The sequence below is a fragment of the Burkholderia sp. 3C genome (assembly GCF_054589155.1).
Genome location: NZ_BAAILN010000124.1, coordinates 6,353 through 22,595, shown reverse-complemented (window position 1 = coordinate 22,595; position 16,243 = coordinate 6,353). Strand labels below are relative to the sequence as shown.

Sequence of the window (16,243 nt, the reverse complement as noted above, 5' to 3'; positions counted from 1 at the left end):
GCGGAAACGATTCGGCCCGGCCGGGCTTGCGCCCGCCGGGCCGAATCGTTTGCGTGTGAACGGCCGGCGTTCAGTGCTTGCGGTGCGGGCAGTCTTCCGTGGTGCAGGAGCCGTACATGGCCAGCGAATGCTCTTGCAGCTTGAAGCCGCGATCCTTGGCGATGGCTTGCTGACGGCTTTCGATTTCGGCGTCGAAGAATTCCTCGACACGGCCGCAATCGAGGCAGACCAGGTGATCGTGGTGCGAACCTTCGTTCAGCTCGAACACCGCCTTGCCCGATTCAAAGTTGCTGCGCGACAGCAGGCCGGCTTGCTCGAACTGCGTCAGCACGCGGTAAACAGTAGCCAGACCGATGTCGAGCTGCTCGTGCAGCAGGTTGCGGTAGACATCTTCGGCGGTCAAATGGCGCACTTCGCTTTGCTGGAAGATTTCGAGAATCTTGAGGCGAGGTAGGGTGGCCTTGAGCCCGATATTTTTCAGCTCGGTCGGATTGGTCATGGCTAGGCATCCCTAGAGTACAATGCAGGGTTCCAATAGTACCGGCTTTTCGCCCTGTCAGTCACCTGTGAACCGCGTCCCCGACCGGCCCAGGCCGACAGGTGGACAAGTTTCCCGTATCCCGTTAGCAACTTCAGAGGACCCGCATGCGGAGTGCCATCACTGCTGCCGTCGCTGTCGCCGTCGTCACGCTGGCAGGCTGTTCGTCTTATGACAGCGTCTCGCAACGAATCGCGCAGAGCATCACGCCTTACCGCATCACGGTTGTCCAGGGGAACTTCGTTTCCGAGGAAAAGGCTTCGCAATTGCAGGTCGGCATGTCGCGCGACCAGGTCCGCGCGCTGCTCGGCACGCCGCTGCTGGCCGATTTGTTCCACGCGGATCGCTGGGATTACCTGTTCTACTTCAAGCGCGGCTCGACCTCGATCGTTCAGCAGCGCGACCTCATCGTGAATTTCCAGGGCGACCGTGTCGCGAGCTGGTCGGGTGGCGAGAACCTGCCGTCCGAACTCGATCTGCTGGCCGACATCGACGGCGATCGTCGCAGCAAGAAGCAGGCGAAGGCCGCAGCCGCCGCCCGCGCCGCAGCGGCATCGGCCGCTGCCGCATCGGCACCGGTGGCCGCCGCCAGCGCGCCCGACATGGCGCCTACCGCCACGCCGGCTGTCGCGCCGCCGGCTTCGGCCAGCACGGTCGGCCAGTCCGACGCGAATTCCGAAGCGGCCCGCGCCGCGAACCGCGCCACCGCGCAGGTTCCGAATCAGGGCACGCAAGGCCGCCGTTTCTCGCCTTCGTCGCAAACGGCGCCGTCCGCCCCGACCCCGGGCGGCCTGCCGCCCGGCGCAAGCCCGGCGATCCAGCCGCAGTTCCAGTTCCATCGCCCGCCGGCTCCGGTCGCGCCGAGCGACGGCACGCAGCCGGTCGGCCCGCGCAGCACCGACAATCTGCCGAACCAGCCGCTGACCTCGCCGCCGGCCGACATTTCGGCGCCGCCGAGCAGCACGAACTGATCCGGCAGGATCTCCCGACGGGCGGCTTCGGCCGCCCGGTTCGTTTTCCGGGGCGAAATGTGCGCTCCGATCGTTTTTTTTCAGTCCGTTTTTTTCAGTCCATTACGCGGATTCGCGACACACGACCATGAACATTGCCATTGCCGGAGCATCGGGCCGTATGGGCCGGATGCTGATCGAAGCGGTTCTCAACGATGCCGACGCGAAGCTGGTCGGCGCGCTCGGCCGCACGGGTTCCGCGCATCTGGGCCAGGATGCCGGCGCGTTCCTCGGCAAGCCGACCGGCGTGATCATTACCGACGACGTCGAGCGCGTGTTCGCCAGCGCCGATTACCTGATCGATTTCACGCGCCCCGACACCACGCTCGGCTATCTCGACGCGGCGCGCCGCCACGGCGTGAAGCTGGTGATCGGCACGACCGGCTTCAGCGAGCCGCAGAAGGCGCAATTGCGCGCGGCGGCCGAGCAGGTCGGCATCGTGTTCTCGGCCAACATGAGCGTGGGCGTCAACGTCACGCTCAAGCTGCTCGAATTCGCCGCCAAGCAGTTCGCGCAGGGCTACGACATCGAAATCATCGAGGCGCATCACCGCCACAAGGTCGATGCCCCGTCGGGCACCGCGCTGATGATGGGCGAGACGGTGGCCGCCTCGCTGGGCCGCACGCTCGACGCGTGCGCCGTCTACGGCCGCCACGGCGAAACCGGCGCGCGCGATCCGTCCACCATCGGCTTCGCGGCGATCCGCGGCGGCGACATCGTCGGCGATCACACCGTGCTGTTCGCCGGGATCGGCGAGCGCGTCGAGATCAGCCACAAGTCGTCGAGCCGCGTGTCGTACGCGCAGGGCTCGATGCGCGCGGTGCGCTTCCTCGCGGACAAGCCGGCCGGCCTGTTCGACATGCAGGACGTGCTCGGCCTGCGCTGAGCCGAACGACCGGGAGGCGCGAATGGCGACGGACACCAGTGTGATGCACTACCTCGCGAGCGGCGACGCCGTCACGCATGGCGTCGCCTGGCTGTTGCTGGCGATGTCGGTGGCGAGCTGGTGCTTTCTGCTGCTGAAGGCCTGGACGCTGGTGCGCGCGAAGCGCCAGGGGCCGCCCGCGATCGTCGCGTTCTGGCGCGCCGGTTCGTTCTCCGAAGGGCTGGCGGCCTTGCGCGCCGCCGACCGCGAGCGCGTGTTCGCGCCGCTGGCCGAAGCCGCCCATGAGGCGGCGGCCGCCTCGCCCGCGCTGCTCGGCGCGCGCGTTGACCGGGCCGAGCGCGTGCTGCGCGCGGTGCGGCGGGCGTTGCGCCGCTCGCAGCGCCGGCTCGAATTCGGCCTCGTGCTGCTGGCCTCGATCGCCAGCACCGCGCCGTTCGTCGGCTTGCTCGGCACCGTCTGGGGCATTTACCACGCGCTCGGCAGCATCGCCGAAAGCGGCCAGGCGCAGATCGGCAGCGTGGCCGGCCCGGTGGGCGAGGCGTTGATCATGACTGCGTTCGGGCTGGTGGTGGCGATCCCGGCCGTGCTCGCCTACAACATGCTCGGCCGGCTGGTGCGCCAGTTGATCGAGGATCTCGACGGTTTCGCGCGCGATCTGCACGCTTTTGCGGGCAACGAAGCCGGCGATGAGCCCGGCCGCGCGTCCGCGCCCCGGGCCTGAACGGGAGCGCGCGATGGCATTCGGCGGACTCGACGATCGCGAACCGGCCGCGCCGATGGCGGACATCAACATGACGCCGCTGATCGACGTGATGCTGGTGCTGCTGGTGATCTTCATCATCACCGCGCCGCTGCTGACGCACGCGATCCGGCTCGACCTGCCGAAGGTGGCCGCCGCGCCGGCCGCCGAGCGGCCCGACACCATCACGCTGTCGATCGATGCCGACGGCCATTTTTTCTGGAACGCCACGCCGCTCCGCTACGACGCGCTGGTCGCGCGCTTTCGCGAGGCCGCCGCGCAGGGCCGCGCGCCCGAGCTGCACCTGCGCGCTGCGGCGGCGGCGCGCTACGACACGATCGCGCGCGTGATGGGCGCCGCGCAGGCGGCCGGGTTGTCGCGCATCGGTTTCGTTACCGATCCCGATGTACCGGCCGGGCCGTCGCCCGCACCGGCCGGCGCCGGCGCGCCGTTGGCCGCGCCATCCGCGGCGCCTGCCGCCGCACCACGGAACACGCCGCACCCGGTCGCACCCGGCCATTGAGCCTATGCCGTGCGCGATGGCCTGACGGGCCGGAGCGGACGGTATAATCGACCCTTTCCCCGCGACCCGGGGAGTGCGACTTTCAATCCACTCCAGCCAGCGCGCGCCACGCACGCCGACAGCCAAGCCGAACACACCATGCAAGAACGATACGTACCCGCCGACGTCGAAGCCGCCGTCCAGCAAGACTGGCGCGCTACCGACGCCTACCTGACGAAGGAAGATTCGCAAAAGCCGAAGTTCTTTTGCGTGTCGATGCTGCCTTATCCGTCGGGCAAGCTGCACATGGGTCACGTCCGCAACTACACGATCAACGACGTGATGTACCGCTACTTGCGGATGAACGGCTACAACACGTTGATGCCGATGGGCTGGGATGCATTCGGCATGCCGGCCGAAAACGCCGCGATGGCCAACGGCGTGCCGCCCGCGAAGTGGACCTACGACAACATCAGCTACATGAAGGGCCAGATGCAGTCGATGGGCCTCGCGATCGACTGGTCGCGCGAGATCGCCACCTGCAAGCCCGATTACTACAAGTGGAACCAGTGGCTGTTCCTGAAGATGCTCGAGAAGGGCATCGCGTACAAGAAAACAGGCACCGTCAACTGGGACCCGGTCGACCAGACCGTGCTCGCCAACGAGCAGGTGATCGACGGCCGTGGCTGGCGTTCGGGCGCGGTGGTCGAGAAGCGCGAAATCCCGATGTACTACCTGCGCATCACGCAGTACGCCGATGAGCTGCTGAACGATCTCGAAGGCCTCGGCTGGCCCGAGCGCGTCAAGATCATGCAGCAGAACTGGATCGGCAAGAGCTTCGGCGTGAACTTCGGCTTCCCGTACGAGCTCGACGGCGAGCAGAAGCTGCTGCGCGTGTTCACCACGCGCGCCGATACGGTCATGGGCGTCACGTTCTGCGCCGTCGCGGCCGAGCACCCGCTCGCCACGCGCCTGGCCGAAGGCCGCCCCGAGCTGCAGGCCTTCATCGAGGAATGCAAGCAGGGCGGCGTGGCCGAGGCCGACATGGCCACCATGGAAAAGAAGGGCATTGCCACTGGCTTCTCGGTCAAGCATCCGCTGACCGGCGAGCCGGTGCCGGTGTGGATCGGCAACTACGTGCTGATGAGCTATGGCGAAGGCGCCGTGATGGGCGTGCCCGCGCACGACGAGCGCGATTTCGCGTTCGCCACCAAGTACGCGCTGCCGATCAAGCAGGTGATCGCCGCCGAAGGCGAAACCTATTCGACCGAAGCGTGGCAGGAGTGGTACGGCGACAAGTCGCGCAGCATCTGCATCAACAGCGGCAAGTACGACGGCCTCGGCTACGAAGCGGCCATCGATGCGGTGGCGGCCGACCTGAACGCCGGCGGCTTCGGCGACAAGCAGGTCACCTGGCGCCTGCGCGACTGGGGCGTGTCGCGCCAGCGCTACTGGGGCACCCCGATCCCGATCATCCATTGCCCGTCGTGCGGCGACGTGCCGGTGCCGGAAGCGGATCTGCCGGTGGTGCTGCCGGAAGACCTCGTGCCGGACGGCACGGGCAACCCGCTCGCGAAATCGGAAGCGTTCGTGAACTGCACGTGCCCGAAGTGCGGCGCGGCCGCGAAGCGCGAAACCGACACGATGGACACCTTCGTCGATTCGTCGTGGTACTTCTCGCGCTACACGGCGCCCGACGCGAACACCATGGTCGACGCGCGCACCGATCACTGGATGCCGATGGATCAATACATCGGCGGCATCGAGCACGCGATCCTGCACTTGCTGTATTCGCGCTTCTGGACCAAGGTCATGCGCGACCTGGGCCTGGTGAAGTTCGGCGAGCCGGCCAAGAACCTGCTGACGCAGGGCATGGTGCTCAACGACACGTTCTACCGCGAAGACGCGGCCGGCAAGAAGACCTGGTACAACCCGGCCGACGTGACGGTCACGCACGACGACAAGGGCCGCCCGGTCGGTGCGGTGGTGAACGCCGACGGCCAGCCGGTGGTGATGGGCGGCATCGAGAAGATGTCGAAGTCGAAGAACAACGGCGTCGATCCGCAATTGCTGATCGACCAGCACGGCGCCGACACGGCCCGCCTGTTCACGATGTTCGCGGCGCCGCCCGAGCAGCAACTCGAATGGTCGGGCGCCGGCGTGGAAGGTGCGAGCCGCTTCCTGCGCCGCGTCTGGGCGTTCGGCGCGGCCAATCGCGCGGCGCTGGTCGCGCGCGAGGCGTTCGATGCGGCCCAGCTCGACGACACGGCGCGCACGCTGCGCCGCGAGGTCCACGGCGTGCTCAAGCAGGCCGATTTCGACTACCAGCGCCTGCAATACAACACGGTGGTGTCGGCCTCGATGAAGATGCTGAACGCGATCGAAGGCGCCAAGGGCGTGTCGGCCGCCGTGCAGCGCGAAACCTACGGCATCCTGCTGCGCGTGCTGTATCCGGTCGTGCCGCACCTGACCTTCGAGCTGTGGCGCGAACTGGGCTACGCCGACGAATTCGGCACGCTGCTCGACGCCCCCTGGCCGAAGGTCGACGAAGCCGCGCTCGAACAGGCCGAGATCGAACTCGTGCTGCAGATCAACGGCAAGGTGCGTGGCGCCGTGAAGGTCGCCAAGGATGCGGGCCGCGACGTGATCGAAGCCGCCGCGCTCGCCGACGAGGCGTTTGCGAAGTTCAGCGAAGGCAAGCCGGCGAAGAAGGTCATCGTCGTGCCGGGCCGTCTCGTCAACGTCGTGGTCTGACGCGCAGTACGAACCAGCAAGGAGCGAAGGTGATTCGCAGATCGTTTTTGATGGCCGTGGGCAGCGCGGCGCTGCTGTCCGCATGCGGTTTCCAGTTGCGCGGCACGCAGGATTACGCGTTCAAGCATCTGATGATCGCGGGTGCGCCGCCGGCCGTGGCCGCGCGCCTGCGGCGCATGGTCGAGGGCGGCAGCGATACCAAGATCGTGACGAACCCGGACGCCGCCGATGCGGTGCTGCGCGTGGCCGAAACGCGCGGCACGAGCACGCTGACGCTCGACCAGTTCGGCACGGTCGAGGAATACCAGCTCAACTATTCGCTGAACTACACGCTGACCACGAAAGACGGTGCGTTGCTGATCGCGCCCAGCGTGATCTCGCTGAACCGCGCGATGACCTACAACGCGCAATTCGTGCAGGCGAAGGCGCAGGAGTCGGACGTGCTGTACGCCGACATGCAGAACGACGCCGTCGATCAGTTGACGCGCCGGCTGTCGATCGTGCACACGCTGACGCCGCAGCCGAACGAAGTGGTGCCGGGCGTCGCGCCGCGCGCGCCGCTGCCGCCGCCGCCGCTTTGATCGCGGCGCACTTTCCGATCGTCGTTTTCTTCCGACTGCCGAGCGTTCGAACCGATGCAATTGCGACTTGACGCGCTGGAGCCGCACCTCGCGAAGGGGTTGGCCGGCCTTTACACCGTGTACGGCGACGAGCCGTTGCTGGCGCTGGAGGCATGCGACCGGATTCGCGCCGCCGGGCGCGCGGCCGGTTTTACCGACCGTTCGGTGTTTACCGTCGAGCGCAGTTTCGACTGGAGTTCGCTGCTCGGCGCGACCCAGGCGATGTCGCTGTTCGGCGACCGCCAACTGATCGAGCTGCGCATTCCGTCCGGCAAGCCCGGCAAGGAAGGCGCCGACGCGCTGAAAACCCTGGCCGGTGCGGGCAATCCCGACGTGCTGGTGCTCGTCACGTTGCCGCGGCTCGATGCGGCAACGCAAAAGTCGGCGTGGTTCACCGCGCTGGGCAACGGCGGCGTCGCGTTGAAGATCGATCCCGTCGATCGCACGCAACTGCCGAACTGGATCGGCCAGCGGCTGTCGGCGCAGGGCCAGCGCGTTGCGGCCGGCGAGGACGGGCGGCGCGCGCTGCAGTTCATCGCCGAGCGCGTCGAGGGCAATTTGCTCGCCGCGCACCAGGAAATCCAGAAGCTCGGGCTGCTGTATCCGTCGGGCACGCTGAATTTCGAACAGGTGCAGGACGCCGTGCTCAACGTCGCGCGCTACGACGTGTTCAAGCTCAATGAAGCGATGCTGGCCGGCGATGCCGCGCGCCTCGCGCGCATGATCGACGGCCTGAAGGGCGAGGGCGAGGCGCTCGTGCTGGTGCTGTGGGCCGTGGTCGACGAGTTGCGCACGCTGCTGCGGATCAAGCGCGGCGTCGAGGCCGGCAAGCCGCTCGCGGTGCTGGTGCGCGAGAACCGCGTCTGGGGGCCGCGCGAGCGGCTGATCGGCCCGGCGCTGGCGCGTGTGTCGGAAGCGGTGCTCGAAAAATCGCTGGCGCTGGCCGCCAAGCTCGACCGCCAAGTCAAGGGCTTGTCCGGCATCGCGCCGGGGGGGCTGCCGCGTGCCGACGAGCCGCCGCCCGATCCGTGGGACGGGCTGTTCCAGCTCGCGATGACGGTGGCCGGCGCGCAGGGTTCGTCGCGCGGCGCGGCCGGCCCGCGCGCGGGTGCGGCAGGACGTCGCCCGGCCTGACGCCGCCGGCTTCGGCAGGCGCGCGCCGGCGCGCATACAATCTTCACTCGCCGCGCCCGAGCCGGGCGGCGGCGCTCATCATCACCACGGCGAGCCGCCGCACGGCGCGGCCGCCATTCCGGATTCGGGTTTCACGATGGATATCGATCAGTACATGTCGGACGTCGGCCGCCGCGCGCGACACGCCTCGCGCGCGATCGCGCGGGCCGACACCGCCGCCAAGAACGCCGCGCTCGCCGCGATCGCCACCGCGATCGAACGCGAAGCCCCGGCGCTGAAGGCCGCCAACGCGCGCGACGTCGAACGTGCGCGCGCGAACGGCCAGGACGCCGCGTTCATCGATCGCCTGACGCTGTCGGACAAGGCGCTGAACACGATGATCGAAGGGCTGCGCCAGGTCGCCGCGCTGGCCGATCCGATCGGCGAGATCTCGAACCTGAAGTTCCGCCCGAGCGGCATCCAGGTCGGCCAGATGCGCGTGCCGCTCGGCGTGATCGGCATCATCTACGAATCGCGGCCGAACGTGACGATCGACGCCGCGGCGCTGTGCCTGAAGTCCGGCAACGCCACCATCCTGCGCGGTGGTTCCGAGGCGCTCGAATCGAACACCGCGCTGGCGAAGCTGATCGGCGAGGGGCTGTCGGCGGCCGGGCTGCCGGCCGACGCCGTGCAGGTGGTGGCCACCGCCGATCGCGCGGCGGTCGGCAAGCTGATCACGATGACCGAATACGTCGACGTGATCGTGCCGCGCGGCGGCAAGAGCCTGATTGAACGGCTGATGCAGGACGCACGCGTGCCGATGATCAAGCACCTCGACGGCATCTGCCACGTGTTCGTCGACGATCGCGCCGATCTGGCCAAGGCGCTCACGGTGTGCGACAACGCCAAGACGCACCGCTACGGCACTTGCAACACCATGGAAACGCTGCTGGTGGCGCGCGGCGTGGCGGCCGCGGTGCTGCCGCCGCTGGGCCGGCTCTATCGCGACAAGTCGGTCGAGCTGCGCGTCGATGCGGCCGCCAGGGCGGTGCTGGAGGCGGCCGGCGTCGGCCCGCTGGTGGACGCCACCGAGGAAGACTGGCGCACCGAATATCTCGCGCCGGTGCTCGCGATCAAGGTGGTCGACGGCCTCGACACCGCGATCGAGCACATCAACACCTACGGCTCGGCGCACACCGACGCCATCGTCACCGAGGATCACGACCGCGCGATGCGTTTCCTGCGCGAGGTCGATTCGGCCAGCGTGATGGTCAACGCGTCGACGCGTTTCGCCGACGGCTTCGAATACGGCCTCGGCGCCGAAATCGGCATCTCGAACGACAAGCTGCATGCGCGCGGCCCGGTCGGGCTGGAAGGGCTGACCTCGCTGAAATACGTCGTGCTCGGGCACGGCGAGGGCCGGCAGTGATCGCCGCCCGCCACTGACGAACGGACGATTCGATGACGTACCTCTGGGTCAAAACCTTCCACATCGTGCTGATCGCCGCCTGGTTCGCGGGGCTGTTCTATCTGCCGCGCATCTTCGTGAACCTGGCGATGGAAACCGATCCCGGCGCCGTGCGCCGCCTGCTGACGATGGCGCGCAAGCTGTTCCGTTTCATGAGCTTCATTGCCGTGCCGGCGCTGGCGTGCGGGTTGTGGCTTTGGCTGGTGGCCGGCGTCGGCCAGGGGCAGGGCTGGATTCACGCGAAGCTGACGATCGTGCTGCTGCTGATCGGCTATCACGTCTATTGCGGCCACCTGCTGCGCGTGTTCGAGCGCGGCGAGAACCGGCGGTCCGACCGCTGGTATCGCTTCTTCAACGAACTGCCGGTGCTCGGCATGCTCGGCGCGGTGGCGCTGGCGGTGATCAAGCCGTTCTGAGGCGGTTTGGCGGAGCCGATCGGCTCTGCCTTCTCGTTACACCCCGACGCCCGCACGGGCCGTCGTCCTCCAAGGGCACGGTTCGCGCGGGCGTTGCGCGTTGGCGGCACCGAAGCCAAAAAACGAAACGCTCAGGCGTCGCCGCCGGAATCCTCCGGTGCTGCCTCGCGCGCCTCACGCGTGCTTCGGCGCTCGCCCGGGCGCACCTCGGCATCGATGCGCCGCCGCACGATGGCGGCCTTGGCGCGGCCGAGCCGGTCGACGAGTTCGGGGCCGCGCTGCAGCGCCACGCCCACCGCGAGGATGTCGCCGATCGCCAGATGCGACATGCGCGAGGTCATCGGCGAGAACACGTCGGTTTCCTCGGCGATGTTCGACGCGAGGTTGACGCTGGCGATCTGCGCGAGCGGCGAATGACTGTGCGTGATCGACACCACCTTGGCCCCGCAGGCGAGCGCCGATTTCGCGGCCTCGACGATATCGCGCGTGCGGCCGGTGTTCGAGATCGCGACGACGATGTCCTGCGGCCCGAGCAGCGCGGCCGACATCGAGAACGTGTGCGGATCGGAATAGGCGACGCTCGGCACGCCGAGCCGGAAGAACTTGTGCTGGATGTCCTGCGCGGCGATGCCCGAGCCGCCCGCGCCGTAGAACTCGATGCGCGACGCGCGCGCGAGCAGGGCGATCGCCTCGGCCACGCTGCCGGCCGACAGGCTGTTGCGCACCTCGATCAGCGCGCCGATGGTGCGGTCGAACACCTTGCCGATGATGCCGGGCGCGGGTTCGTCGGGCTCGACGTCGCGATACACCGACGGCACGCCCGGCGCCACGCTTTGCGCCAAGCGGATCTTGAATTCGCGAAAGCCGCTGCAGCCGAGCGCCTGGCAAAAGCGCGCGATGGTTGGTTGGCTGACGCCGGCGCGCGCCGCGAGGTCGGTCATCGACATGTCGAGGATCTCGCGCGGCGCGGCCAGCACGTAATCGGCGAGTTTCTGCTCGGACGGGCGCAACTGCGCGCGCAACGCTTCGATTCGGGGCAGCATCGGCGGCTCGTTTTGGAAATGACGGATTGTAGTATTACGCACGATGTGTAGAAAAACTACATGATTTTTTGTGGCCGCTAGACGCATGTGACGCTCGAATATCAGGGTTTTCACTGATCTACAACCTATGTGTAGCAAGCTTTGTGCAAGATGACGCTGAGCGGATGCTGCGCCGCAAGATTGCAGTCATGTAGTTTTTCTACTAAACTTCGCGGCGATCGGTCGGTCGAACCGGCCTCCACCCCACGATTTCCGATGCCGGCCTCGCCGGCCACAGAGGAGCCGCCCAGCATGGCCTCGCTGCATTCCACTCTCGTGAACGTGACCGAGCGCGTCGTCGCACGCAGCCGTCCCACCCGCACCGCCTACCTTCAACGCATCGATGCCGCGCAAGGCCGTTTCCCGGCGCGCGGCGCGCTGTCGTGCGCCAACCTCGCGCACGGCTTCGCCGGCCTCGAAGGCAACGACAAGTTCGTCATCAAGTCGGTGCGCGAGCCGAACATCGGCATCGTCTCGTCGTACAACGAGATGCTGTCGGCGCATGCGCCGTTTGTCAGCTATCCGGACCTGATCAAGGCGGCCGCGCGCGAGAACGGCGGCGTCGCGCAGTTCGCGGGCGGCGTGCCGGCCATGTGCGATGGCGTCACGCAGGGCAACCCGGGCATGGAGCTGTCGCTGTTCTCGCGCGAGACGATCGCGATGAGCACCGCGATCGCGCTGACGCACAACATGTTCGACGCGGCGCTGTGTCTCGGCATCTGCGACAAGATCGTGCCGGGCCTGCTGATCGGCGCGCTGCAATTCGGCCATCTGCCGACCATCTTCGTGCCGGCCGGCCCGATGACGAGCGGCCTGTCGAACGACGACAAGGCCAAGATCCGCCAGCAGTTCGCCACCGGCCAGGTGGGCCGCGACGCGCTGCTCGAAGCCGAATCGGCCGCCTATCACGGCCACGGCACCTGCACGTTCTACGGCACCGCCAACAGCAACCAGATGCTGATGGAAGTGATGGGCCTGCATCTGCCGGGCTCGGCGTTCGTGCATCCGCACACGCCGCTGCGCGACGCGCTGACGGCCGCCGCCGCGCACCGCGTGCTCGACCTGACGGTCGAGCGCGGCAGCTACACGCCGATCGGCCATGTGGTCGACGAGAAGGCGGTGATCAACGGCATCGTCGCGCTGCTCGCGACGGGCGGCTCGACCAACCACACGATGCATCTGGTGGCGATCGCGCGCGCGGCCGGCATCCTGATCGACTGGGACGATTTCGACCAGTTGTCGGCCGTGGTGCCGCTGCTCGCCAAGATCTACCCGAACGGCAAGGCCGACGTGAACCATTTCCACGCGGCCGGCGGCGTGGCGTTCCTGGTGCGCAACCTGCTCGAAGGCGGCCTGTTGCACGAGGACGTCACGACCGTGGCCGGCAAGGGGCTGTCGCACTACACGCACGAGCCGAAGCTGATCGACGGCAAGCTCGAATGGGTGCCGGGCGTGGCCGAGAGCCAGGACGCCAAGGTGCTGCGCCCGATCGCCGAGCCGTTCCAGGCCGACGGCGGCCTGCGCCTGATGCAGGGCCGCCTGGGCCGCGGCGTGATCAAAATTTCGGCCGTGGCGCCCGAGCACCGCAAGGTGGTCGCGCCGGCCATCGTGTTCGAATCGCAGGAGGCCGTGCAGGCCGCGTTCGACGCGGGCGAACTGAAGCGCGATTTCGTGGCGGTGGTGCGCTTCCAGGGCGCGCGCGCCAACGGCATGCCCGAGCTGCACCGTTTGACGCCGCTGCTCGGCGTGCTGCAGGATCAGGGCTTCCACGTCGCGCTGGTCACCGACGGGCGCATGTCGGGCGCGTCGGGCAAGGTGCCGGCGGTGATCCACGTCTCGCCCGAGGCGCTGCTCGACGGCCCGCTGGCCAAGGTGCGCACCGGCGACACGATCGTGATCGATGCGCAGGCCGGCATCCTCGACGTCGATGTGGACGCCCAGGCCTGGGCGGCGCGCGAACTGGTGCGCCCGATGCATCAGGCCGACAACGAAGTGGGCTTCGGCCGCGAACTGTTCGGCGTGTTCCGCGCGGCGGCGATGCCGGCCGAGGCGGGCGCCTCGGTGTTCGGCGCGCTGGTGGGCGAAACCGCCCGCGCCGGCGTGACGAGCGCGCACTGAGGCCTGCACCGAAGCCCGCACTGAAGCCCTATCGCGCCCACACAGCTCGCATCGCGGGCATCGAACCCGGCGAGATCCATCCCGTTACAGGAGAAGCAGCAGATGAAAACCATCCACGACATCGTGAAACTCGGCCCGGTGATTCCGGTCCTCGCGTTCGAGACGGTCGAGCAGGGCGAGCATGTCTCGCGCGCGCTGCACGCGGGCGGCGTGAAGGTGCTGGAAATCACGCTGCGCACCGAAGCCGGCCTCAAGGCGATCGAACGCGCGAGCCAGTTGGCCGACGACATCGTGGTCGGCGTGGGCACCATCACGAAGCCCGAGCACTGCGCGCTCGCCAAGAAGGCCGGCGCGCAGTTCGGCGTGTCGCCGGGCCTGACCCGCGCCATGCACGAGGCCGCGCAGGACGCCGGCCTGCCGCTGCTGCCGGGCGTCATGACGCCGACCGACATCATCGCCGCGCTCGAACTCGGCTATGAAGTCGTCAAGTTCTTCCCGGCCCAGCAAGCCGGCGGCATTCCGATGCTGCAGGCGTTCCACGGCCCGTTCCCCACGCTGAAGTTCTGCCCGACGGGCGGCATCAGCGCGCAGTCGGCGCCCGATTTCCTCAAGCAGCCGAACGTGGTGTGCGTCGGCGGCTCGTGGCTCACGCCGAAGGCGGCGCTGGCCGCGCAGGACTGGGCCGAAGTCACGCGCCTCGCGCAGGCGGCCAGCCAACTGACGCGCTAAGGCGCGCCGGCTCGCTTCTGAAGTCGAGCGGGACCGATGGTTGCATCCGCGACCATCGGTCCCGCCGCGCTGTGGCCGCGCCCGCCGCCTCTGCCTCCCGAGCCTCGCATTCGCGAGGCGAAACCGGCCGCCATCCCCTATAGTTGAGCCGCGCGATTGCGACATGGCGCCGCCTCGTCGAGGCGTGGCGCAACTCGCCCGATTCTTCAGACTTTCGGCCTTTTTCTAGGGGTTTATGCGCATGGAACCGGTTCTATCGCGCCGATTAAAACGAAAGTAGAATTCAGCGTCCTGTCGGGCGCGTCAGGTTCGCGCGCGCAGGCCCATAGAAGAATGGCCGGGTGTCCGTGGTGCGTCGGCCCGGTTCCAATAATCGCTAGGAGGAGTTCATGGGTGCTGTTCAAGGCAGCGGGCTGCTGTGGTGCACGGTGATCGCGATCGTATTGCTGATCGTGATGATCGCGCGCTTCAAGATCTATCCGTTTCTGGTCCTGATCATCGTGTCGCTCGGCCTCGGCGCCGTGGTCGGCATGCCGATGGACAAGATCGTCAAATCGTTCGAAACCGGCAACGGCGGCACGCTGGGTCACATCGCGATCGTGGTCGGCCTCGGCACCATGCTCGGCAAGATGATGGCCGAATCGGGCGGCGCCGAACGGATCGCCGTCACGCTGATCGGCTGGTTCGGCGAGAAGAACATCCACTGGGCGATGATGTGCGTGGCCATCATCATCGGCTTGCCGGTGTTCTTCGAAGTGGGCTTCGTGCTGCTGATCCCGATCGCGTTCAACGTCGCCAAGCGCACCAATAAATCGCTGCTGCTGGTCGGCCTGCCGATGGTGGCCGGCCTGTCGGTCGTGCACGGGCTGATCCCGCCGCACCCGGCCGCGCTGCTCGCGGTGCAGGCGTTCCACGCCGATATCGGCAAGACCATCGCCTACGGCCTGATGGTCGGTGTTCCCACCGCCATCGTCGCCGGCCCGTTGTTCGCGCTGCTGATCCACAAGCACGTCAAGCTGCCGGCGAACAACCCGCTGGCCTCGCAGTTCGTCGATTCGGGCGACCAGGCCAAGCGCGATCGCGACCTGCCGGGCTTCGGCATCACGCTGTCTACGATCCTGCTGCCGGTGGTGCTGATGCTGGTCGGCAGCTGGGCCGATCTGGTGTTCGAACCGAAGACGGTGCCGAACAACCTGCTGCGCTTCGCCGGCAACTCCGACGTGGCGCTGCTGATCGCCGTGCTGGTCAGCTTCTGGACGTTCGGCGCGAAGCAGGGCTTCAACCGCGAGCAGATCCAGAAGTTCTGCGGCGAGTGCCTGGCGCCGATCGCCGGCATCACGCTGATCGTCGGCGCGGGCGGCGGCTTCGGCGGCATCCTGCGCGACAGCGGCATCTCCACCCAGATCGTCGAAACGGCCAAGGCCGCGCATCTGTCGCCGCTGCTGCTCGGCTGGTTCGCCGCCGCGCTGATGCGCCTGGCAACCGGCTCCGCCACCGTGGCGATGACGACGGCCTGCGGCATCGTCGCGCCGATCGCCGCGGCCTCGGCCTCGACGGTCAAGCCGGAACTGCTGGTGCTGGCCACCGGCTCGGGTTCGCTGATCTTCTCGCACGTCAATGACGGCGGGTTCTGGCTGATCAAGGAATATTTCGGAATGACGGTCGGTCAGACGTTCAAGACCTGGTCCCTGCTCGAAACCATCATTTCGCTGATGGGCCTGGGTCTGACGATGGCGCTGGCCACCGTCCTGTAACAGCAACAAGGGGTAGTCAATGATTTTGATCGCAATGGGCGTCTCGGGCGCCGGCAAGTCGCGCATCGGCGAGCTGCTGGCGGAGCGTCTCGGATGTACGTTCACCGACGGCGACGCGTTTCACAGCGCCGCCAACAAGGAGAAGATGCATCAGGGCATTCCGCTGACCGACGACGACCGCTGGCCGTGGCTGAAGTCGATCCGCACGGCGATCGAGGCGAAGCAGCAGGCCGGCGAAACGGCCGTGTTCACCTGCTCGTCGCTCAAGCGGGCGTACCGCGACGTGCTGCGCGGCGGCGACCACGATGTGCGCTTCGTCTATCTGCACGGCAGCTTCGAGGTGTTGACTGAGCGCCTGAAGACGCGCACCGGCCACTTCTTCGATCCGAAGCTGCTGAAAAGCCAGCTCGATACGCTCGAAGTGCCGGGCGACGACGAAGCGGTGCAGGTCAGCATCGAGCAGACGCCCGAGCAGATGGTGGACGAGGTGCTGAAAAAGCTCGGCCTCTCGGCG

General features: G+C 67.5%; 15 protein-coding genes. 13 read left to right on the top strand and 2 right to left on the bottom strand.

The window, feature by feature from the left end:
* Positions 1–70: 70 nt before the first annotated feature.
* Positions 71–499 (bottom strand): ferric iron uptake transcriptional regulator, encoded by a 429-nt coding sequence (fur, locus tag ACYP33_RS24580; protein WP_414443902.1) that lies wholly within the window; start codon positions 497–499, stop codon positions 71–73.
* Between the two features lie 146 nt (positions 500–645).
* On the opposite strand from fur, the gene ACYP33_RS24575 reads away from it, so the two are divergent.
* From ACYP33_RS24575 to ACYP33_RS24535, 9 genes are all read left to right on the top strand, one after another.
* Positions 646–1,509 carry an outer membrane protein assembly factor BamE gene (locus ACYP33_RS24575; protein WP_459624294.1) on the top strand — a complete coding sequence of 288 codons (864 nt, stop codon included), beginning with the start codon at positions 646–648 and terminating at the stop codon, positions 1,507–1,509.
* A gap of 127 nt (positions 1,510–1,636) precedes the next feature.
* Positions 1,637–2,434 carry a 4-hydroxy-tetrahydrodipicolinate reductase gene (gene dapB / locus ACYP33_RS24570; RefSeq protein ID WP_414443904.1) on the top strand — a complete coding sequence of 266 codons (798 nt, stop codon included), beginning with the start codon at positions 1,637–1,639 and terminating at the stop codon, positions 2,432–2,434.
* 22 nt (positions 2,435–2,456) lie between these two features.
* The gene (locus ACYP33_RS24565) at positions 2,457–3,155 is read left to right on the top strand and encodes a MotA/TolQ/ExbB proton channel family protein (RefSeq protein WP_459624293.1); all 699 of its coding nucleotides are present in this window, start codon (positions 2,457–2,459) and stop codon (positions 3,153–3,155) included.
* A 13-nt stretch (positions 3,156–3,168) separates the two neighbouring features.
* A complete protein-coding gene (locus ACYP33_RS24560; RefSeq protein WP_459624292.1) occupies positions 3,169–3,696 on the top strand; it encodes an ExbD/TolR family protein in 528 nt (175 codons plus the stop codon).
* A gap of 138 nt (positions 3,697–3,834) precedes the next feature.
* Positions 3,835–6,429 carry a leucine--tRNA ligase gene (gene leuS, locus ACYP33_RS24555; RefSeq protein WP_459624291.1) on the top strand — a complete coding sequence of 865 codons (2,595 nt, stop codon included), beginning with the start codon at positions 3,835–3,837 and terminating at the stop codon, positions 6,427–6,429.
* Between the two features lie 29 nt (positions 6,430–6,458).
* A complete protein-coding gene (locus ACYP33_RS24550) occupies positions 6,459–7,010 on the top strand; it encodes an LPS-assembly lipoprotein LptE (protein WP_414450357.1) in 552 nt (183 codons plus the stop codon).
* Between the two features lie 54 nt (positions 7,011–7,064).
* Positions 7,065–8,183, top strand: coding sequence for a DNA polymerase III subunit delta (gene holA, locus ACYP33_RS24545; protein ID WP_459624290.1), 1,119 nt, complete (start codon positions 7,065–7,067; stop codon positions 8,181–8,183).
* A gap of 136 nt (positions 8,184–8,319) precedes the next feature.
* A complete protein-coding gene (locus ACYP33_RS24540) occupies positions 8,320–9,591 on the top strand; it encodes a glutamate-5-semialdehyde dehydrogenase (protein WP_459624289.1) in 1,272 nt (423 codons plus the stop codon).
* Positions 9,592–9,623: 32 nt separating this feature from the next.
* Complete coding sequence (locus tag ACYP33_RS24535; protein WP_414450356.1) at positions 9,624–10,046, top strand: CopD family protein; 423 nt, start codon at positions 9,624–9,626, stop codon at positions 10,044–10,046.
* Positions 10,047–10,177: 131 nt separating this feature from the next.
* Here ACYP33_RS24535 and ACYP33_RS24530 read toward each other — a convergent pair whose 3' ends face one another.
* Positions 10,178–11,089 (bottom strand): MurR/RpiR family transcriptional regulator, encoded by a 912-nt coding sequence (locus ACYP33_RS24530; protein ID WP_459624288.1) that lies wholly within the window; start codon positions 11,087–11,089, stop codon positions 10,178–10,180.
* A gap of 291 nt (positions 11,090–11,380) precedes the next feature.
* On the opposite strand from ACYP33_RS24530, the gene edd reads away from it, so the two are divergent.
* The 4 genes from edd to ACYP33_RS24510 form a co-directional block, all read left to right on the top strand.
* Entirely contained in the window at positions 11,381–13,246 is a 1,866-nt protein-coding gene (edd, locus tag ACYP33_RS24525) for a phosphogluconate dehydratase (protein ID WP_414450354.1), read from the top strand.
* Positions 13,247–13,348: 102 nt separating this feature from the next.
* Positions 13,349–13,975, top strand: coding sequence for a bifunctional 4-hydroxy-2-oxoglutarate aldolase/2-dehydro-3-deoxy-phosphogluconate aldolase (eda, locus tag ACYP33_RS24520; protein WP_414450353.1), 627 nt, complete (start codon positions 13,349–13,351; stop codon positions 13,973–13,975).
* A gap of 389 nt (positions 13,976–14,364) precedes the next feature.
* Complete coding sequence (locus ACYP33_RS24515) at positions 14,365–15,729, top strand: GntT/GntP/DsdX family permease (protein ID WP_414450352.1); 1,365 nt, start codon at positions 14,365–14,367, stop codon at positions 15,727–15,729.
* A gap of 19 nt (positions 15,730–15,748) precedes the next feature.
* Positions 15,749–16,243, top strand: a 495-nt coding sequence (locus tag ACYP33_RS24510) for a gluconokinase (protein ID WP_459624287.1), incomplete at its 3' end; no start/stop codon positions are given.